We start from the raw sequence: 18,659 nt of genomic DNA on the forward strand, positions 1-18,659 counted from the left end.
GGTGAACTGGTCGTCCCTCAAGGTGATTTCACGATCACTACTGGCATATTCGACACATCATGTGGACTCTGCCCTCCGCGCGCGGCCGTGCTGCCGGTCTCGCCGCGCTCATCACCGCCGGCACCGTGTGCGCCGGTGACGCCGTCGCCCGCAGCTTCCCCTTCGGGCCGCACACGCGCAGCGTGAACGACCTCGGCAACCAGTTCGTCCCGTTCCACACCCGGCTGTGGGACCTGCTGCACGGGCGCGCCGACGGTGGAGTCCTGCTCAACTGGCAGTCCGGGTACGGCACCAGCTTCCTGCCCGACCTCGGCACCTACCTGGCGAGCCCGTTCTCGGTGCTCGTCGGGCTGTTCCCGCGCGACGAGATCGACCTGGCCGTCTACGTGGTCACCCTCCTCAAGATGGCGGCGGCCGCGGCGGCCATGACCTGGCTGCTCACGGCGATCCACCGGGGCACGGACCGAAGATGGGCGGCCGCGGTGCTCGGCGCCTCGTACGCCCTGTGCGGCTGGTCGGTCGTCGAGGCCTCGTACAACCCGATGTGGCTGGACGGGCTGATCGCCTTCCCGCTGCTGTGCCTCGTCGGCGAATGGGCCCGCCGTCGCAGGAGGCCCGTGCTGGGCCCCGTGATCGTCGCGCTGGCGTGGACCGCGAACTTCTACACCGCTTACATGGCGACCCTCGGTGCCGCACTGGTCCTCCTCCTGCGACTGCTCCTCGAGGAGCCGGAGCGGCGGGAACGGATACGGGCCCTGCTCCGCGCGGTGCGGACCGTGCTGCTCGGCACAGCGCTCGCGGCGCCCGTGCTCGTCCCCGTCTTCCTCGGCACCCGGCACGCCTATCCAGGATGGAAACGGGAGTTCGCGGCGGCCTCCTTGGCGGACACGTCCGCGCGTCTGCTGCCCGCCACCTACAGCTTCTTCACGCCTGCGCTGTTCCTCGGCACGGGCGCGCTGCTGCTGGCCTGCGCGCTGGCCTTCCACCGCGCGGTGCCCGGACGCGAACGGCTGGCCTGGACCGGCCTGGTGGCGGCGGTGGCACTGTCACTGCAATGGGCCCCCACGCATCTGCTGTGGCACGCCTTCGCGACGCCCAACGGCAGCCCCTACCGGCAGACCTTCGTGCTCGCCGGTGTGATCGTCATCGCGGCGTGGACCAACGTCGCCCGCGCCTGGCCCGGCCGCCGGGCACTGCTCGGCGGAGGCGCCCTGCTCCTCGCTGTCGCCGCCGCCGCGTCCTCGAGCCCACTGATCACCGGGTGGACGTACCCGCTGTTCGCCGCCGGGCTGCTCGCCGTCGTGGGCGGGCTGCTGCTCGCCCGCCGCGGCAGGCGAGCAGTACCGCTCGCCGCCGTCCTGCTGATCGGCGCCCTGGCGGGCCAGGCCGCGGCGACCACCGCCTACGCGGACCGCCAGCGCCTGAACCGCCTCGACGACTACGCGCCCTGGGGAACGCGCCAGCAGGTGCAGGCGGACGCCGTCCAAGAGGCCGACGGCTGGCCCCGCTACCGCACGGACCCCGGCCGGGAGCAGACCACCGCCAACGACCCGATGGCCGTCGGCGGACAGGGCGCCGCCTACTACAGCAGCCACACGCCCGCCGTGCTGACGCGCACGTTCCTCGCCCTCGGGAGCGGCTGGACCTCGGGCGGCCGGGCGATGCACAGCCTCGACAACCCCGTCACAGACGCGGTCTTCTCCGTCGGCGCCCGCGTCCACGTGCCCCGCGACCCGCACCAGGGCTGGACCAGGCCCGACGACAGGCCCACGACGGTGACCCGGCAGGAGGTCCCGCCGCTGGTGACCGTGCGGCCGGTCCTCCCGGACGGCATGCGCCTCGGCCGCTCCCCGTACCGCAACCAGGAGAAGCTGCTCGGCTCGGCCGTCTACACGGTCCCCGCCACCCGGCTGCGCACCGAGGCGGGGGCGGCCGTACCCGACCAGGACCGCTTCGACCACCGGCTGGCACCCGGCCGCTACACCCTGACGGCCCGCTGCCCCGCCGGCAGCGAGCTCTTCCTGTGGGCGCCGGACCTGTTCGGCACGGCCCGTGCCGGGGCGGGCGAACTCGTCGACTTCCGCGGCGAACTCCCGGGACGGCGCGCCGCGATGGCCGGCCTCGGACGGACCGGCGACGGGCAGGTGACCGTGTCCCTGCGGGCCGCGCGGGCCGGGACCCTGCCCCACGAGGCGCTCGGCTGTCTCGACCGACAACGGCTGGCCGCCGCGGTCGAGCGGCTGCGGGGCACCGGCGCGGTGTCCGTCGACGTCGCCGGAAGCGGTGTCAGCGCCGAACTCCCCGCCGGTCCGGGCGGAACGGCCGTGGTCGCGGCGCCCCGGATCGCGGGCTGGAGTTGCGGGGGCCGGCCGGCGGACTCGTACCTGGGCCTGGTGGCGACGCCCGTGACCGCCGGGCAGACGTCCGTGGAGTGCACGTTCCGGCCCCCGGGACTGCGCGCGGGCACGCTCGCGGCGGTGGCCGGCCTGATCGGGCTGATCGTCGTCGGTCCCGGCCGCCCGATGCTTTCCCGCTCGCGTCGCCGGGGGGACACCAAGTCTTCATCTGCCTAGCACTGTGGCTTGGTGGGCCCGCGGGTTGTTCACGCGTACGTTCCCGGGCATGCCCATTCTCCGCAACCGTCTGACGAAGCGCGCCCTGCGTCCCGCTCTCACCCTGCTCGACCAGCGTGTGAGACGTGGCGTGCAGCCCGACCTCGACACCTTGCGGCGGGAGGTGGCCGAGATGCGGCGGCAGCAGTACGCGGTGGGGTTGCTGCTCGACGGCACGGGCAGAGGCGCGCACCGCATCCCGCCCGCCGCCGAGATCGACCGGCTGGTGCGCGAGGTGGGTGACGTCAGCGGCCGCGGTGAGCACGCCCGGCGGAGTGTCGTCGTCGCCTTCCGCACGGTGGTCGCGCTGGAGGCACTCGGGGTGGGGCGGTTGGCGGGCTCCACGTCCAACATCTGCGGCAAGCTCGCGACCGTTCCGCTGCTCTCCCCACCGAACGGCAACATCCTCGAGATCGGGACCCTGTACGGGCTGTTCGCCTCCGCCCTGGTGCGCATGGTGCACCGGGCGGGCATCGAGCCGGACCTGACGATCGTCGACCCGCTGGCCGGCTCACAGCTCCAGCCGGGGACCTCGCAGCCCGCCGACCCGACCGGGACCCCGGTGCGCGAGGACGTCGTACGCGCCAACCTGGCCCTCGGCGGCAGCCGTTCGGCCCTCCGGGCCCGTATCCAGCAGGGCTTCTCGTCCGACCACGACGTCCGTGAGGCCGTCTCCGACCGGGAGTACGGGGTGATCGTCGTGGACGGCGACCACTCCATGGAGGGTGTCGCCGCCGACCTCGAATGGGTCGAGGAGATCACCGCCCCGGGCGGGATCGTGGTCCTCGACGACTACGGCGACAAGGCCTGGCCCGGAGTCCAGGAGGCACTGGACAAGCATCTGGCCGCCGGCACGTCCCGCCTGCGGATGCTGGGGCGGGTGTCCACCTCGGCGTTCTTGCGGGCGGACTGAGCCGGCGCCGGCCGCCGGAACCCGTCCGGCCCGTCAGCCCATGCGGAACTGCTGCTGGCGCTCCAGCGCCCGCCGCACCTCGGCCGGCAGGGGATGGTAGGGGCCGTACGCGCGCTCCGCGTCGTACAGCAGCGACTGGAACTGCTGGTGCGCCGCCGTGTGGTCGCCCACCGCGAGAAGCAGGTGGCCGATGCGGTGACGCACCTGGAGCGCGCGGTCCGGCTCCGAGCTCTCGTAGTACGGCAGGACCGCGCGGTACTCGGCCACCGCGGCGGCCGCCTCGCCGAGCTGCTCCAGGCAGTGGGCCGCGTCGTAGCGGTACTGCAGCGTCTGGGCGTCCGACGGGCCGGCCTCCGCCGTCCTGTCGTCGGCGAGGCGGCGCAGCTCGGGCAGGGCCCGGCGGTACTGGCCGTCGTCCATCAGGGTCGCCGCGTACTGCTTGCGCAGGATGCGGACGACGGGTGAGTGCTCGCCGTGCTCGGCCGCCGCTGCCGGGAGGATGCCGCCCAGGATGTCGACGGCCTGGGTGATGCCGCCCTCGCCGAGGAGACGCTTGACCTCGTCGACGGCGGCAGCGACATCGGGCCTCGGCGTGGGCGCCACCGGCGGCGCGGCGGGGGCCGGCACGGCACCCACCCGGTCCGGCCAGGGGGCGTGCGGGCGCAGGAAGGGGCGCGTCGGGTCGAGCGGCCCACGAGGCTCGCCGCGTTGCGGCAGCAGGGGGGCCAGCGCCTCGTACACCTCCTGCGCGCCGGAAGGACGGTGCTGCGGGTCCTTGGCGAGAAGACGCAGCACGAGGGCCTCCAGCGGCTCGGGGACCTCGGGCCGCAGCTGCCGGACCGGCAGCGGCGGCTCGTGGAGGTGCCGGTGCAGCACGCCGAGGGCCGTGGAGCCGGCGAAGGGGACGTTGCCGCTGAGGAGTTCGTGCAGCAGGACGCCCAGCGCGTACAGGTCCGTGTACGGGCCGACGGCGCCGCCCATCGCCTGTTCTGGGGCCATGTAGGCGGGGCTGCCGATCGGCGAGCCGGTGTGGGTGAGCCGGGTGGTGTCCGTGTCGATGACGGAGGCCACGCCGAGGTCGAGGACGGTGAGCGTGCCATCGGGCTTCACCATCACGTTGCGGGGCTTGAGGTCGCGATGGACGATCGGCACGGCGTGCACCGCGCCCAGCACCGCGCACAGCTGCGCGGCGACGCCGACGGCCCACTCCCACGGATACGGGTCGTGCTCCGCGAGGTGGTCGGCCAGGTCGGCGCCCTCGACGTACTGCATCACGAGGTACAGGTCGTCGCCGTCGCTGCCGGCGTCGTGCACGGTGACCAGGCCGGGGTGGCACACCTGGGCCGTCACCCGGCACTCGCGCACGAAGCGCCGGCGCATCTCGTCGGCGGCGGTCGCCGCGGCCATGTGGTCGGGGCGCAGCAGTTTGACAGCGACGCGGCGGTCGAGACGTCCGTCGTAGGCGGTCCACACCTGGCCCATGCCGCCCTGGCCGACGAGCGCGGACAGTTCGTAACGGCCCCCGACGACCCGTCCGTTCACTTGCCCTCTTCCTTGCGGAGCAGGTCGCTGAGCTCGTCGAGCTCGGCGCGGACCTGGTCGATGCGGGGCGTGGCCGCTCCTCCGGTTCCTGCCGGGGCCGCCGGCCGTCCGGCGGCTCCGGTGGGGGCCGCGGGCGGGAAGACCGGTGGCGGCGTGGACGGGGACGTGGGCGGCTGCACGGGAGCGGCCGGCGCCGCCGGCGCGGGCGGGTAGCCGTACGCCGGGGCAGGGACCCCGGGCCCGCCGGTGGCGGGCGGGTAGCCGTACGCGGGGGCAGGCGGCTGCGCCCCGTAGGGTCCGGGAGACGCACCCGCGACCGGCGGGCCGTAGGGCGAGCCGGCGACGGCGGGCGACCAGCCGGGGCGGGGCTCCTGGTAGTGCCGTATCTCGGCGACCAAATAATGCGTCGGCACCCCGATGGCGAGCCCGAACAGCACGCCCAGGCAGACGAAGTCGAGCGCCGTCGGGTCCTCCTCCGCGACGGGCGTGGTGCCCGTGGTGCTGAACTCGCCGATGACCACGAAGACCATGATGGTGAGGGCCAGCGACAGCCAGAACAGCACCCAGTCCGACCGGCGCCGGCGCACCACGGCGAGCCGCAGCATCGCCGCCCAGGCGAGGAACCCCACGCTCAGCAGCGCGAGCGCGACGAAGACGATGCGCAGGACCACGAGCACCGCTGTCGGTGGGCGCGTGGGCTGCGGCGGCGCATAGCCGTGGCCGTGCATTCTTGTGCTCCTGATGCCTGGGGACGAGGCGTAGGGGACCGAGCGTATACACCGACACCGACAAGAGGTCACGGGTTGTACGGAACGGTCGTCCTCTTCGTCACTCCGGCCGGAGGCTGCCGTCCGTCAATCCGTCGTACATGCCTTGGACGAGCCGCTCGCCGAGGCGGCCCGCGAGGCGGAGTGCGTCCTCGAACGCGGCGAGCGTGCGGAACCGCTCCCCGTAGCGCCGCTGCTCCTCGAGCGGCAGGCGCGGCAGTTGGAGGCGGCGGACGTCGAGGCGGGTCGCGGTGGAGGCGTAACTGCTGGCCTGGCGCTGGTTGGCGCTGCCGCGCAGGAAGCCTGCGAGGAACCAGGGGTCGAGCGTTTCCGGGTCGGGGCGCAGCAGTTGGAGGTTGCGCCCGAGGGCCGCGCCCTCGGTGGCCTCGTCCACGACGCGGACGATCGTGCCGGTGCCGAGCACGGGAACGACGACATCGCCCGCCTCGAGGCGCACCGGCTCCTCGTCCGGTCCGTCCGGAAGCGCACCCGTGGGGGGCTTGCCCGACAGGACGTCCTGCTCGGTGAGGACGGCCACGTCCTCGCCCGGTACGCCGCCGCCGGTCCCTCCGGCGTGCATGACGAGCGCGCCGGCCCGCGCCAGTTCGCCCACGGTGATGGCCGGCCGGTGGACGGGCGCGACGGCCGGGGACGCCGGCGGGGAGGGCGGCGGCGTGAGCTCACCGGTGCGGCGCAGAGTCTGCGTCAGGCGTTCGCGTACGGCGTCAAGTCCGGCGGCGCCGCCACCGGCGGCCGGGGGCGGCAGATGCCGGGCGGGGGCAAGGTCCACGTCGTCGTCGAGCAGTTCGATGACCGGGACGCACCGGCTCACGCCGGGGGTCTCGGTCACGGATCCCTGTCGCTCGAACGGCTGCCAGGCATCGAGCACCGCGGCGCGGATGGCCTGCCAGTCGAGCCGGTCGCGGCCCGCCGCTGCCGGCTCCGCGGTGGCGGTGTCGACGAGCAGCAGTTCCGGGGACGGGCGTTCGGCGGGGCCGGGCCTGCGCAGCACCCACAGGTGTAGCGGGATGCCATAGGGGGGCGCGGCCCCCGCCGGGAGGGCGACGACGGCCCGCAGCGCGCCGCGGCGCAGCAGACCGGCGCGGACGCGGCGCCCGGACCGGCGGGAAGCGGCGGCGGGAGGCATCAGCAGTACGGCGGTGCCGCCGGGGCGCAGCCGGGCGAGCGCGTGCTGCACCCAGGCCAGTTCGGACTCGGTGCGGGCGGGCAGGCCGTACTCCCACCGCGGGTCGTAGGCCAGTTCGTCGTGGCCCCAGTTGCGTTCGTTGAAGGGCGGATGGCACAGGACGGCGTCCGCGGCGAGCTCGGGGAAGGCGTCCGCCCGCAGCGCGTCGCCTGCCGCTGCCCGTACGTCGGCGTCCGCGTGCAGGGCGAGACGCAGGGCAGTGAGCGCGGCCAGGTCGGGGTCGGCCTCCTGGGCGTGGAGCGCGCAGGGGCGGTCGACGGCGCGCAGGAGGGTGCCGGTGCCGGAGGCGGGGTCGAGGACGGTCGCCGCGGGCCCGATCATCGCGGCCATCAGCGCCGCGGGTTCGGCCGGCGTGAGCGTGTACTGGCGGGGGTTGGCGTCGAGATGCCGCCCGAGCAGGAACTCGAAGGCCTGTCGGGCACCGGTCTCCGCGGCGAGCGCGGCGGCGCCCCGCAGCAGCGGCACGGAGGGCGCGAGCTCTTCGGGGAGCGGCGTCCGTACGGCCCGCGGGGCGCCGAAGCGGAACGTCAGCACCTCTTCGAGCGCGCCGGGCAGCACCTCCGCCAGGCGGGTGTCGGACACGGCGGCGAGGGCGGGCCAGCCGGACGGCCGGTGATGGACGAGGAGAAGTGCGCAGCCGGCGTGGACCAGGGCGGTGACCGCGCCGGCGGGGTGGGCGGACAGCTGTTGCCAGACCCGTTCGCGCAGCGGCACCTCGGCCAGTTTCCCCTGGTCGCGGAGCCAGCGTTCGACGTCGGCGAGGGCGAAGGAGGGGCTGGTCTCCGTCCCTCCTACGGGCTTGGGAAAATCGGCGTGCCGGCGTCGCCAGTTGCTCACGGCGGCTCGACCGACACCGGCGAGCCTGGCGATCTCGGCCGCGGTCACCTCTGCTGCCGTCATCTCTGCTGCCGTCCCGTCTGCTGCGTTGTCCGGCACCCGGCTGTCTCCCCCGTCACAATTCTGCTTGCTGTGTCGGCACTGTACTCGGGTTCACTGTCACAGGGCGCTTCACAGGGAGAGATTTGAGAGCAGACCACTTTCTTGTTGACTCGGTTCACAAGCTCTGCTGTTATTGACCCATGCAGAACGGGCCACCGAAGATCGGGCCCGCCACAAACAATGGGGGGGACCCATGTCGCAGTACACCCAGCCGCAACCGGACCAGTTCGCAGCGCCGACCCCGGCGCGCAACGGACTCGGTACGGCCGCCCTGGTGCTCGGAATCATCGGCCTCGTCTTCGCGATCATCCCGTTCCTGTTCTGGATCGGCACGATCCTGTGCCTGATCGCACTGATCCTCGGCATCGTCGGCCGGGGCCGCGCCAAGCGCGGCGAGGCCACGAACAAGGGCGTTGCCCTCGCCGGCACCGTGCTGGGCCTCCTCGGGATCGTCGTCAGCGTGATCATCGGAATCGTCACGGTGATGGCGGTGGACGACGCGGTCGACGAGATCAACAAGGCCGTCGAGAACACCGCGCCCAAGGACACCACCGCCGGTGGCACCGACGGTGCGGCGGAGGGTGACGCGCCGAAGGAGGAGGGCAAGTCCCTCGCCGCGGACGAGACCTCTGTCTACGACGACGACGTGCAGGTCACCGTCTCCGCGCCCAAGCCCTACACGCCCGGCGAGTTCGCTATCGGCCACACCGAGGGCAACAAGGCCTACCAGGTGACGATCACCATCGAGAACGCCGGCAAGGAGAAGTTCGACACGAGCCTCGTCACCGCCGACGCCCGCGCCGGCAAGGACGGTGTGACCGCCGAGCAGATCTTCGACGACAAGGCCGGCACCGGCTTCGAGGGCACGATCCTGCCCGGAAAGAAGGCCACGGTCACGTTCGCCTTCGACGCGCCCGCCGACGCGAAGAACCTGACGGTCGAGGTCTCCCCGGGCTTCGACTACGACGCCTCGCAGTGGGAGCTGAAGCTCTGACACCCGCGGCAGACGCGGTACGCACAAGGAGCCGGGGGCGGCCCGCCGGAAAGGCGGGCCGCCCCCGGCTTCTGCCGTCCCGCCCAGGGGCACGCGGTGACCGCCCCGCCGGTGGTCCCCGCAGCCGCCGCTGTCACGCCTGGTGGCGTACCCACACGTTCGGCTCGACGTATACCGCGTAACCCCGTTCCGTCTCGCAGTGCACGGGCACCAGCGCGCCCGGGACCTCGACCCGGCCCGTGGTGTCGAACGGGAGCCCCGTCCACTTGCGCCACTGCTCCAGCGATCCGCTGACCGTCATCGACGTCGGGGCCACCTTCTCGATGACGCCGCCGGCCCGGACGTGGACGCGCAGCCACGGGTCGTGCGGGAGCCCGTCCGCCTCGCGGGTGCGGTACGCGTACTCGCTCATCAGCGCCGACGGCTCGGCGCTCTTGGCACTCGGCCGCACCGGCGCGATCAGCTCGGCGAAGCCCAGGCGGCGTGCGTTGTCCCGCATCGCCGCGAGGAGCCGGCCCGATATGCCCCGGCCCTGGCTCTCCTTGGCGACCGTGATCTCGATGGCGCTCATCGTGTCCGGCTTCCGGCCGTGCCGCAGGTCCGAGAAGGCCCAGAGCATCACCTGGTCCCAGCCGCCGGCGGGAAGTTCCCGGCGCCCGTCCACGTCCATGGCCACCGGCACGCTGAACGCCCGCCCGACGACCTTCCCTTCGGCGTCCGTCGCGACCAGCACGTACTCCGGGAGTTCACCCACGATGCGCCCGATGTAGGCCCATCCGACGGGGTCGTTGACGATGAACTCGACCCACGTGTCGATCATCTGCCACATGGGGCCCTGCAGTTCCGGCCGCTCGGCCAGAGTCGTGATCTCAAGATCCATGGCGCCAGGCTAACCACGCCCGCGCCCGGACCCCAGTGGTTGAACGGCCTCCGCCGTTCCGCCCGGCGGATTCCCCCGAGCCGTCGGGGTCACCCTCCGCACTGGGCAAGCATGATGCGCTTGTCGGGAGCGGTCACCGGCAGCTCGTACTTGACCGCGACCTGCGCGAAGCGCACCGCGTAGGAGCAGCGGACGGGCTTGCTGGGCGGCAGCCACGACGCGGGGCCCGAGTCGCTCTTGGCACTGTTGGCGCGGCCCTCCACGGGCAGCAGGTTCAGCGGGTCGTTGGCCAGCCGGCGCCGCTTGGCCTCGTCCCAGCGGGCCGCGCCCATCTGCCAGCTGTACGACAGCGGAACGACGTGGTCTATCTGAACCTCGGCGGCGTCCTGCTTGCGCCACTCGATGGTCCTGCCGGTGTACGGATCGTGGATGGTCATCGCCACGACGACGCAGTCGGAGCCGTCGCGGAAGGACAGTTCCTTCCCGTCGCGGGCAAGGAGGTCGTTCCTCGTGTCGCAGCCGTTCCTGGCCAGGGGGACTCCGTCGGCCGTGTCCATCCAGGCGTAGCCGTACTCGTCGCGGTCGTAACCGGTCTTCGGGCCCCGCCCCTTCGTGGTCACCTCGCCGATCAGCTCGCGGGCGGCTGTCCGCTCCTCATCGGTGACGAGGGCGGCGAGACCCGGCTCCGTGCCGCGCGGGTTGGCGAGCGGACTCGTGCCGCCGGCGGCGGGTGCGGCCTGTGATGGGCCCCCGCCGCCCTCTGCGCCGCCGTCCCCGTCGATGCCGATACCGTCGCAAGCGGTGAGCAGCAGCGCCGCGAGAAGCACCGCCGCCCCTCGCCCGACCACCCCGTGTCTGTTCACCGTCCGTACGGTACTGCCGCGCCCGGGCCGTGCCGAGGGTCAGGGTGTCCCCCGTTTCGGCGGCAGACCGGTGCCCAGCGCCGCCTCCGTTGCCGCGGCCCGTTCCGCGCCGCGCAACTGCCTTGGGAATAGCGTGAGTCGATCACCGCTTGACGCCTGCGTGAGCGCGCATTCATCACCTCGCGCATCGGAACGGGAAAAGGGGCGGGACACATGACACCGACGAACTCCTTACGGCGCACCGGCGTCGCGCTGCTGGCCGCGACGGCCCTCGTCGTTCTTCCGGTCGTCGGCACGCAAGGAGGGGACGGCACCGGCGCCGCCGCGGCGGCGGAGAGCGGCAGCCTTACCTGGCACGGCGGTTGGGCGGCCTCTCCGCAGCCACCGACCGCGCCGTTCGCTCCCAACTGGTCGGAGCAGGGCTTCTCGGACCACACGGTCCGTCAGGTCGTCCGGGTGAGCACCGGCGGCACCAGGGCCCGCATCGAGCTGTCGAACCGGTACGGGAAGGCCCCGCTGCGGATCACCGGCGCGACGGTCGCCCGCACCGGCGAAGGCGCCTCCGTCGAACCCGGCTCGGTCCGCAGGCTGACCTTCGGCAAGGGCGGATCCGTGACGGTACCGGCCGGCGGCACGGTCCACAGCGACGGCGTGCCGCTCAAGGTCGCGCCCCTGGAGTCGGTGACGGTCACGCTCTACCTGGCGGAGCCGACCGGACCTGCCACCTTCCACTCGTTCGCCTCCGCCACCAGTTACCGGGCGGACGGGGACCACCGGTACGACAGGACCGGATCGGCGTTCAAGGAGACCAGTGACTCCTGGTACTTCCTCTCCGGCGTCGAGGTGAGCGGCGGGACCGCCGCCCGCAAAGACGCCGTCGTCGCCTTCGGCGACTCCATCACCGACGGCGTCGGCTCCGGCCTCGACGCCGACAACCGCTACCCGGACGAGTTGGCCGAGCGCTTCGCGGCCGCCGGCGAGCCCCGCGGCGTCCTCAACCACGGCATCGGCGGCAACCAGGTCACCAACGACACGGTCTGGGCCGGTGAGAAGGGGGTCACCCGTTTCAAGCTCGACGCGCTGAGCGAGCCGAACGTCGGCACGGTCGTCGTCCTCGAGGGCATCAACGACTTCGGCGGCAGCGGCTGGGAGGGCTTCCCCGGCGGGCCGACACCCGAGGTGTCGGTCGACCGGCTGATCGAGGGGCACCGCTCGCTGATCCGCCAGGCGCATGCCAAGGGCATCAAGGTGATCGGCGCGACGCTGACGCCGACCAAGGGGTCCGCGTACTACACCCCGGTCAACGAGGCCAAGCGCGAGGCGTTCAACCACTGGATCCGGACGTCCGGCGCGTACGACGCCGTGGCCGACTTCGACCGCGCGCTCGCCGACCCGGCCGACCCGGACCGCATCCTTCCCGCCTACGACTCGGGCGACCATCTGCACCCGGGCGACGCCGGATACCGCGCCATGGCGCAGGCACTGGACCTCGACGCGTTCTGACCCCGGTTCACCGGCGCCGGCCGTGCCCCGCCCGGGCACGGCCGATGCCGTGTCCGGGCGGACCGGTGCCCTGTCCGCTACGAGCCGAGGATGGTCGTCAGGAACTCGCCCGTCCACGCCAGCAGTTCGCGGCCCACCACCGGCTTGCCGCCGATCTTGCCGGACGTCGGGCGCGGCACCAGGATCTGGTGGACGGCCGGCTTGATGACCGTGCGCGGATGGAGCCGCTTGAGGCGCAGTTCCTGGGATTCGCGCAACTCCACCGGCGCGAAGCGGATGTTGGAGCCCTGGAGCACGATCTCGCCCACGCCGCACGCGCGGGCGAGCATCCGCAGGCCGGCGACCAGCAGCAGGTTCTCCACGGGCTCCGGCAGCTTGCCGTAGCGGTCGGTGAGCTCCTCGCGGACCGCCTTGATGTCCTCCTCCGAGTTGGCGGAGGCGATCGCCCGGTACGCCTGGAGACGCAGCCGCTCGCCGGGGGCGTAGTCGTGCGGGACGTGCGCGTCGACGGGGAGCTCGATCTTGACCTCGAGCGGGGGCTCCTCCTCCACGCCGCCCTCCAGCGAGGCGCGGTAGTCGGCGACCGCCTCGCCGACCATACGGACGTACAGGTCGAAGCCGACGCCGGCGATGTGGCCGGACTGTTCGCCGCCGAGCAGGTTGCCGGCGCCGCGGATCTCGAGGTCCTTCATCGCGACGTACATGCCCGCACCCATCTCGGTGTGCTGGGCGATCGTGGCGAGACGCTCGTGCGCGGTCTCCGTGAGCGGCTTCTCCGGCGGGTAGAGGAAGTAGGCGTACCCCCGCTCCCGGCTCCGCCCGACCCGGCCGCGCAGCTGGTGCAGTTGCGAGAGGCCGAAGTTGTCGCCGCGCTCCACGATGAGGGTGTTGGCGTTGGCGATGTCGATACCGGACTCGACGATCGTCGTGGAGACCAGCACGTCGAACTTCTTCTCCCAGAAGTCCACGACGACCTGCTCCAGCGCCGACTCCGACATCTGGCCGTGCGCGGTGGCGATGCGCGCCTCGGGGACGATCTCGCGCAGCCGGGCCGCGGCCCTGTCGATCGACTCGACGCGGTTGTGGATGTAGAAGACCTGGCCCTCGCGCAGCAGTTCCCGCCGTACGGCGGCGCCGATCTGCTTCTCCTCGTACGGGCCGACGAAGGTGAGCACCGGATGCCGCTCCTCCGGCGGGGTGGTGATCGTCGACATCTCGCGGATGCCGGTCACCGCCATCTCCAGCGTGCGGGGGATGGGTGTGGCGGACATGGTCAGGACGTCCACGTCGGCCCGCAGCTTCTTCAGCTGCTCCTTGTGCTCCACACCGAAGCGCTGCTCCTCGTCGACGATGACGAGACCGAGGTCCTTGAACTTGGTCTCGGAGGAGAAGAGGCGGTGGGTGCCGATCACGATGTCGACCGAGCCGTCCCGGAGCCCCTCGAGGGTCGCCTTCGCGTCGGCGTCCGACTGGAAACGCGACAACGCCCGGGTGACCACGGGGAACTGGGAGTACCGCTCGGAAAAGGTCCCGAAGTGCTGCTGGACGAGGAGTGTCGTGGGGACGAGGACGGCGACCTGCTTGCCGTCCTGGACCGCCTTGAAGGCGGCACGGACCGCGATCTCCGTCTTGCCGTAGCCGACGTCGCCGCAGATCAGCCGGTCCATCGGGACCGTCTTCTCCATGTCCTCCTTGACCTCGGCGATCGTGGAGAGCTGGTCGGGGGTCTCCACGTAGGGGAAGGCGTCCTCCAGCTCCCGCTGCCACGGGGTGTCCGGGCCGAAGGCATGGCCGGGGGCCGCCATCCGCGCCGAGTACAGCTTGATCAGGTCCGCGGCGATCTCCTTGACCGCCTTCTTCGCCCGCGCCTTGGTCTTCGTCCAGTCGGCGCCGCCGAGCCGGTGCAGCGTCGGGGCCTCACCGCCGACGTACTTGGTGACCTGCTCCAGCTGGTCGGTGGGGATGTAGAGGCGGTCACCGGGCTGGCCGCGCTTGGCGGGGGCGTACTCGACGAGCAGGTACTCGCGGGTCGCGCCCTGGACCGTGCGCTGCACCATCTCCAGGTAGCGCCCCACGCCGTGCTGCTCGTGGACGATGTAGTCGCCTGCCTCGAGGGTCAGCGGGTCGATCGTCTTGCGGCGTCTGGTCGGCATCCGCTGACCGTCCTTGCCGGCCGCCTTCTGGCCGGTCAGGTCGGTCTCGGTAAGGACCGCGAGCTTGAGCCCCGGGTCGACGAAGCCGTAGTCGATGGAACCGCAGGCGACGTGGACGATTGACGGCGTGATCTCGGCCAGGTCTGCGTCCAGCCGTGCCGCGATGCCCTCGCTCCCCAGCACCTCCACCGTGCGGGAGGCCGGGCCGTGCGCCTCCGTCACGAACACGGTGCGCCAACCGTCGGCCAGCCAGCCCTTGGTGTCGGCGAGCGCGCGGGCGGTGTCACCGCGGTACGTGTCCGGGGCGTGCATGCCGAGCTTGACAGTGTCGTCCTCCTGGTCGGCGGCGTCCGCCGCGAACGGGGACACGGACCACCACATCATCCCCAGCTCGCGCGCCCGGTCCCGCACGTCCGCGATGCCCCACAACGAGGCCGCGCCGACGTCGATCGGGGCCTCGCCTCCGCCCGCGGTGGCGGCCCAGGACGCCTGGAGGAACTCCTGCGACGTCGCCACCAGGTCCGCCGCCCGCGTCCGCACCCTCTCCGGGTCGCACACCACGGCCATCGAGCCCTGCGGCAGCACGTCCAGCAGCAGCTCCATGTCGTCGACGAGGACCGGCGCGAGGGACTCCATGCCCTCCACGGCGATGCCCTCGGCGATCTTGCCGAGCAGTTCGCCCAGCTCGGGGTGGGCCTCCGCCAGCGCGGCCGCCCGCTGCCGCACCTCGGCGGTCAGCAGCAGCTCGCGGCAGGGCGGGGCCCACAGTCCGTGCTCCGCGACCTCCAGGGAGCGCTGGTCGGCGACCTTGAAGTAGCGGATCTCCTCGACGTCGTCGCCCCAGAACTCCACCCGAAGGGGGTGCTCCTCGGTCGGCGGGAAGACGTCCAGGATCCCGCCGCGCACGGCGAACTCGCCGCGCTTCTCGACCAGTTCCACCCGCGAGTAGGCGGCTGCGGCGAGCCCTTCGACCACCTCGTTCAGATCAGCCTGCTGCCCGCTGCGCAGCGCCACGGGCTCGAGGTCGCCCAGCCCTTTGACCTGCGGCTGGAGTACGGACCGTACGGGCGCGACCACGACCTGGACGGGCCCTGCCGCCGGGTCGTCGGACGACGGGTGGGCGAGGCGGCGCAGCACGGCGAGGCGTCGGCCGACGGTGTCGGAGCGGGGCGACAGCCGCTCGTGCGGCAGCGTCTCCCACGCCGGGTACTCGACGACGCCCTCGCCCGGCAGCAGCGACCGCAGCGCGGCGGCCAGGTCCTCGGCCTCCCGGCCGGTGGCGGTGACGGCCAGCACGGTGCGGCCGGCGTCGCGGGCCAGGGCGGCCACGGCGAAGGGCCGCGCCGCGGGCGGCCCCACCAGGTCCACGTGCGTACGGCGGCCGTCGCCGGCCGCCTTGACCGCCTCGGCGAGCGCCGGGTCACGTACGACGGCGTCCAGCAGACCGTGCAGGCTCATGAAGGGGTTCCGTCCAGGGAGCAAGGGGTGGACAACGCGATGCGCCCGACACGTCGTACGGGCCGGGGGTCTCCAGACTACGTCCTGCCGATGTCACTCGCGCGAGCGAACGGCTTCCCTCCGGCGTCCCGCTCCTGGCAGCGCGAAGGCAGCGCGAAGGCAGCGCGAAGGCCCCGGGCGTCCTTGGCGGACACCCGGGGCCGTTCGGTGTGCGGGTGGGACCGGACCCCCGTACCGCGCCCGCCCGGCGCTACTCCGTCGCGATCGCGTTCAGGACGTTCATCCGGCCCGCCCGGAAGGCCGGCACCAAGGCCGCGAACAGGCCCACGAACGCCGAGCCCACGAAGACCGTGATGATCGTCGGCCACGGGATCTCCAGGACGCCCAGTCCCTCCAGCGCCAGCAGCTGCTGGGCGGAGGTGCCCCAGCCCATGCCCAGGCCGAGTCCGAGCAGCGCTCCGAAGAGGGCGATGACCACCGACTCGAGGCGGATCATCCGGCGCAGCTGGCGGCGGGAGAGGCCGATTGCCCGCATCAGGCCGATCTCCCTGGTCCGCTCGACCACCGACAGGGCCAGGGTGTTCACCACACCCAGGATCGCGACGATGATCGCGAGCGCCAGCAGGCCGTAGACGATGTTGAGCAGCTGTCCGATCTGGTCCTTCAGGTCCTGCTTGAAGTCGGTCTGGTTCTGCACCTTGTACTGCGGGTACTCGGCGAGCGACTTCTTCAGCGCTGTGTACGCCTCCTTCTCCTGCCCGTCGACCGCCTTGGCGAACATGATCATGTTCTCGGGCATCTTCTCGGCCGGGACGTACCGCGCGGCGGTCGTGATGTTCACGTACATCGCGCCCTTGTCGATGTTGGTGTCGTCGGAGGTGATCGCGGCGATCTTCAGATCGGCGGTGCTGCCGTTCTTGAAGTCGACCTTGATCGTGTCACCGACCTTCACGCCGCGCTTCTGCGCGTAGTCGCTGCCGACGGACATCGCGTCCTTGCCGTACGCGGCGGAGAGCTCGCCCGCCACCGTCTCGCGGCGCAGGTCCTCGGCGTACGTCGGGTCCGCAGCGACCAGTTGCAGGTCCTCCGCCGTGCCGTCAGGGGCGGTGATCTTCGCGTCGACACCCTTGTACTCGGTGACGTGCTCGATGCCCGGGGCCTCCTCCAGCGCCTCCTGAGCCTGCGGCACGATCGGGCGGCCATCGTTGGCCGCGGACTGCACGATGAAGTCGGCGCCCACCGACTTGTCGAGCTCCTGCGTCGCCGAGGCCACCATCGAGGAGCCGACCACCGACAGGCACGCCACCAGGGCTAGGCCGATCATCAGGGCGGCGCCGGTCGCTCCCGTACGGCGCGGGTTGCGCAGCGCGTTGCGCTCGGCCATCCGCCCCACCGGGCCGAACATCCGCAGCACCAGGGCGCTGATCACCCGCACCACACCGCCCGCCAGGAGCGGGCCGATCACGACGAAGCCGATCAGGGACAGCACCACACCCAGACCGAGGAACATCGATCCCTCGCTCGCCTTCTCCGCCTGCGTGGCGACCAGCAGCGCCGCGGCGCCGGCGCCGGTGAGCAGGAGGCCGATGCCACCGCGGATCCATCCGGCCCTGCCGTCGGCCGGCATGCCCGAGTCGCGCAGCGCCGCCATGGGCGAGACCTTGCCGGCACGGCGCGCCGGGATGTAAGCGGCGAGGACGGTGACGACGATGCCGAGCACCATACCGACCACCGGGGTCGTCCACTTGACGGTCAGGTCATCGGTGGAGAGGTTCATACCGACCGCGGACATCATCTTCATCAGCCCGACGGCCAGCCCCACACCGGCGGCCACACCGGCGATCGAGCCCACCAGGCCCAGCAGCAGCGCCTCGATGAGCACGGAGCGGTTGACCTGCGTGCGGCTCGACCCGATGGCGCGCATCAGGCCGATCTCCCGGGTGCGCTGGGCGACCAGCATCGAGAAGGTGTTGACGATCAGGAAGATGCCGACGAGGAACGCGATCCCGGCGAAGCCGAGCATCGCGTACTTCATCACGTCGAGGAACGAGCCGACCTCTTCGCGGCCGGCATCCGCCGCTTCCTCGGCGGTCTGCAGCTTGTACGGCTGCTCCAGCGCGGAAGCCAGGTTCTTCTTCAGCGCCTCGTCGCTGACGCCCTCGTCGGCGACGACCATGACGTTGGTGAACAGTCCTTCTTTGCCCAGCAGTTCACGCTGCGCGGTGACGGTGTCGTAGAAGACGACGGCGGCACCGGGGTTGGTGACCTTGAAGGACGCGATGCCCGTGATCTTCGCGGTGAAGTCGCCGGTGACGGCGATGGTCCGCAGTTCGTCGCCCAGCTTCAGCTTGTGCTTGTCGGCCGTGTCGGCGTCGACCATGACCTCGGTGGGGCCGCGCGGGGCGTGGCCCGAGGCTATCTCCATCGACTTGAGGTCGTTCTTGGTCCAGTTGGCGGCGATCGTCGGGGCGCCGGTGGTGGAGCCCATGTTCTTGTTCTCGGAGTCGACGACGGTGACGCTCATGCTGGACACGGCGCCCTCGGCGGACTGCACGCCCTCGACCTTGCCCACCTCGTCGACGAGGGAAGCGGGCAGCGTCTCCGGCCTGCCGGTCGCCGGGGCCTGCGTGTCCTCGGCGCCCTTGGGGCTGACGGTCACGTCCGCGGAGGAGACGGCGAAGAGCTTGTCGAACGTGGTGTTCATGGTGTCGGTGAAGACGAGCGTGCCCGAGACGAAGGCCACCGACAGCAGCACCGCGACGGCCGAGAGGGCCATACGCCCCTTGTGCGCGAAGAAGTTGCGCAGGGAGGTTCTGAAGACGGTCATG

Annotated in this window: 11 protein-coding genes; 4 read left to right on the forward strand and 7 right to left on the reverse strand. The window is 72.1% G+C overall.

The annotated features are described in order from the left end of the window. Positions 1 to 59 precede the first annotated feature (59 nt). A complete protein-coding gene (locus MDN94_RS04365; protein ID WP_482724646.1) occupies positions 60 to 2,573 on the forward strand; it encodes a YfhO family protein in 2,514 nt (837 codons plus the stop codon). A 49-nt stretch (positions 2,574 to 2,622) separates the two neighbouring features. After that, positions 2,623 to 3,525: a class I SAM-dependent methyltransferase gene (locus MDN94_RS04370; RefSeq protein WP_482724647.1), complete on the forward strand. Its 903-nt coding sequence runs from the start codon at positions 2,623 to 2,625 to the stop codon at positions 3,523 to 3,525. Between the two features lie 33 nt (positions 3,526 to 3,558). Here MDN94_RS04370 and MDN94_RS04375 read toward each other — a convergent pair whose 3' ends face one another. The 3 genes from MDN94_RS04375 to MDN94_RS04385 form a co-directional block, all read right to left on the reverse strand. Further along, positions 3,559 to 5,067, reverse strand: coding sequence for a serine/threonine-protein kinase (locus MDN94_RS04375; protein ID WP_482724648.1), 1,509 nt, complete (start codon positions 5,065 to 5,067; stop codon positions 3,559 to 3,561). Then, positions 5,064 to 5,795 (reverse strand): hypothetical protein, encoded by a 732-nt coding sequence (locus tag MDN94_RS04380; protein WP_482724649.1) that lies wholly within the window; start codon positions 5,793 to 5,795, stop codon positions 5,064 to 5,066. The genes MDN94_RS04375 and MDN94_RS04380 overlap by 4 nt, the downstream gene beginning before the upstream one ends. A 100-nt stretch (positions 5,796 to 5,895) precedes the next feature. Further along, a complete protein-coding gene (locus tag MDN94_RS04385) occupies positions 5,896 to 7,941 on the reverse strand; it encodes an N-6 DNA methylase (RefSeq protein WP_482727000.1) in 2,046 nt (681 codons plus the stop codon). Positions 7,942 to 8,173: 232 nt separating this feature from the next. Between MDN94_RS04385 and MDN94_RS04390 the strand changes: the two genes are divergently transcribed. Then, positions 8,174 to 8,974 (forward strand): DUF4190 domain-containing protein, encoded by an 801-nt coding sequence (locus tag MDN94_RS04390; RefSeq protein ID WP_482724650.1) that lies wholly within the window; start codon positions 8,174 to 8,176, stop codon positions 8,972 to 8,974. 133 nt (positions 8,975 to 9,107) lie between these two features. Here MDN94_RS04390 and MDN94_RS04395 read toward each other — a convergent pair whose 3' ends face one another. Together MDN94_RS04395 and MDN94_RS04400 are read right to left on the reverse strand one after the other, a co-directional pair. Beyond that, on the reverse strand, positions 9,108 to 9,854 hold the full coding sequence (locus MDN94_RS04395; protein WP_482724651.1) for a GNAT family protein: 747 nt from the start codon (positions 9,852 to 9,854) through the stop codon (positions 9,108 to 9,110). A gap of 89 nt (positions 9,855 to 9,943) precedes the next feature. Next, positions 9,944 to 10,717 (reverse strand): HNH endonuclease family protein, encoded by a 774-nt coding sequence (locus MDN94_RS04400; RefSeq protein WP_482724652.1) that lies wholly within the window; start codon positions 10,715 to 10,717, stop codon positions 9,944 to 9,946. Positions 10,718 to 10,930: 213 nt separating this feature from the next. Here MDN94_RS04400 and MDN94_RS04405 point away from each other — a divergent pair, with 213 nt between their 5' ends. Next, on the forward strand, positions 10,931 to 12,220 hold the full coding sequence (locus MDN94_RS04405; RefSeq protein ID WP_482724653.1) for an SGNH/GDSL hydrolase family protein: 1,290 nt from the start codon (positions 10,931 to 10,933) through the stop codon (positions 12,218 to 12,220). A 77-nt stretch (positions 12,221 to 12,297) separates the two neighbouring features. Here the strand turns inward: MDN94_RS04405 and mfd are convergent, their stop codons facing one another. Both mfd and MDN94_RS04415 read right to left on the reverse strand, forming a co-directional pair. After that, complete coding sequence (gene mfd, locus MDN94_RS04410; RefSeq protein ID WP_482724654.1) at positions 12,298 to 15,831, reverse strand: transcription-repair coupling factor; 3,534 nt, start codon at positions 15,829 to 15,831, stop codon at positions 12,298 to 12,300. Between the two features lie 250 nt (positions 15,832 to 16,081). Further along, positions 16,082 to 18,658: an ABC transporter permease gene (locus MDN94_RS04415; RefSeq protein ID WP_482724655.1), complete on the reverse strand. Its 2,577-nt coding sequence runs from the start codon at positions 18,656 to 18,658 to the stop codon at positions 16,082 to 16,084. Between the last annotated feature and the right edge of the window lies 1 nt (position 18,659).

The organism is Streptomyces sp. WAC00040 (assembly GCF_056835925.1).

Coding starts and splice junctions, on each gene's coding strand:
- MDN94_RS04385 (WP_482727000.1), bottom strand. CDS start 7,941: ATGACGGCAGCAGAGGTGACCGCGGCCGAGATCGCCAGGCTCGCCGGT.
- MDN94_RS04365 (WP_482724646.1), top strand. CDS start 60: ATGTGGACTCTGCCCTCCGCGCGCGGCCGTGCTGCCGGTCTCGCCGCG.
- mfd (WP_482724654.1), bottom strand. CDS start 15,831: ATGAGCCTGCACGGTCTGCTGGACGCCGTCGTACGTGACCCGGCGCTC.
- MDN94_RS04370 (WP_482724647.1), top strand. CDS start 2,623: ATGCCCATTCTCCGCAACCGTCTGACGAAGCGCGCCCTGCGTCCCGCT.
- MDN94_RS04405 (WP_482724653.1), top strand. CDS start 10,931: ATGACACCGACGAACTCCTTACGGCGCACCGGCGTCGCGCTGCTGGCC.
- MDN94_RS04415 (WP_482724655.1), bottom strand. CDS start 18,658: ATGACCGTCTTCAGAACCTCCCTGCGCAACTTCTTCGCGCACAAGGGG.
- MDN94_RS04380 (WP_482724649.1), bottom strand. CDS start 5,795: ATGCACGGCCACGGCTATGCGCCGCCGCAGCCCACGCGCCCACCGACA.
- MDN94_RS04395 (WP_482724651.1), bottom strand. CDS start 9,854: ATGGATCTTGAGATCACGACTCTGGCCGAGCGGCCGGAACTGCAGGGC.
- MDN94_RS04390 (WP_482724650.1), top strand. CDS start 8,174: ATGTCGCAGTACACCCAGCCGCAACCGGACCAGTTCGCAGCGCCGACC.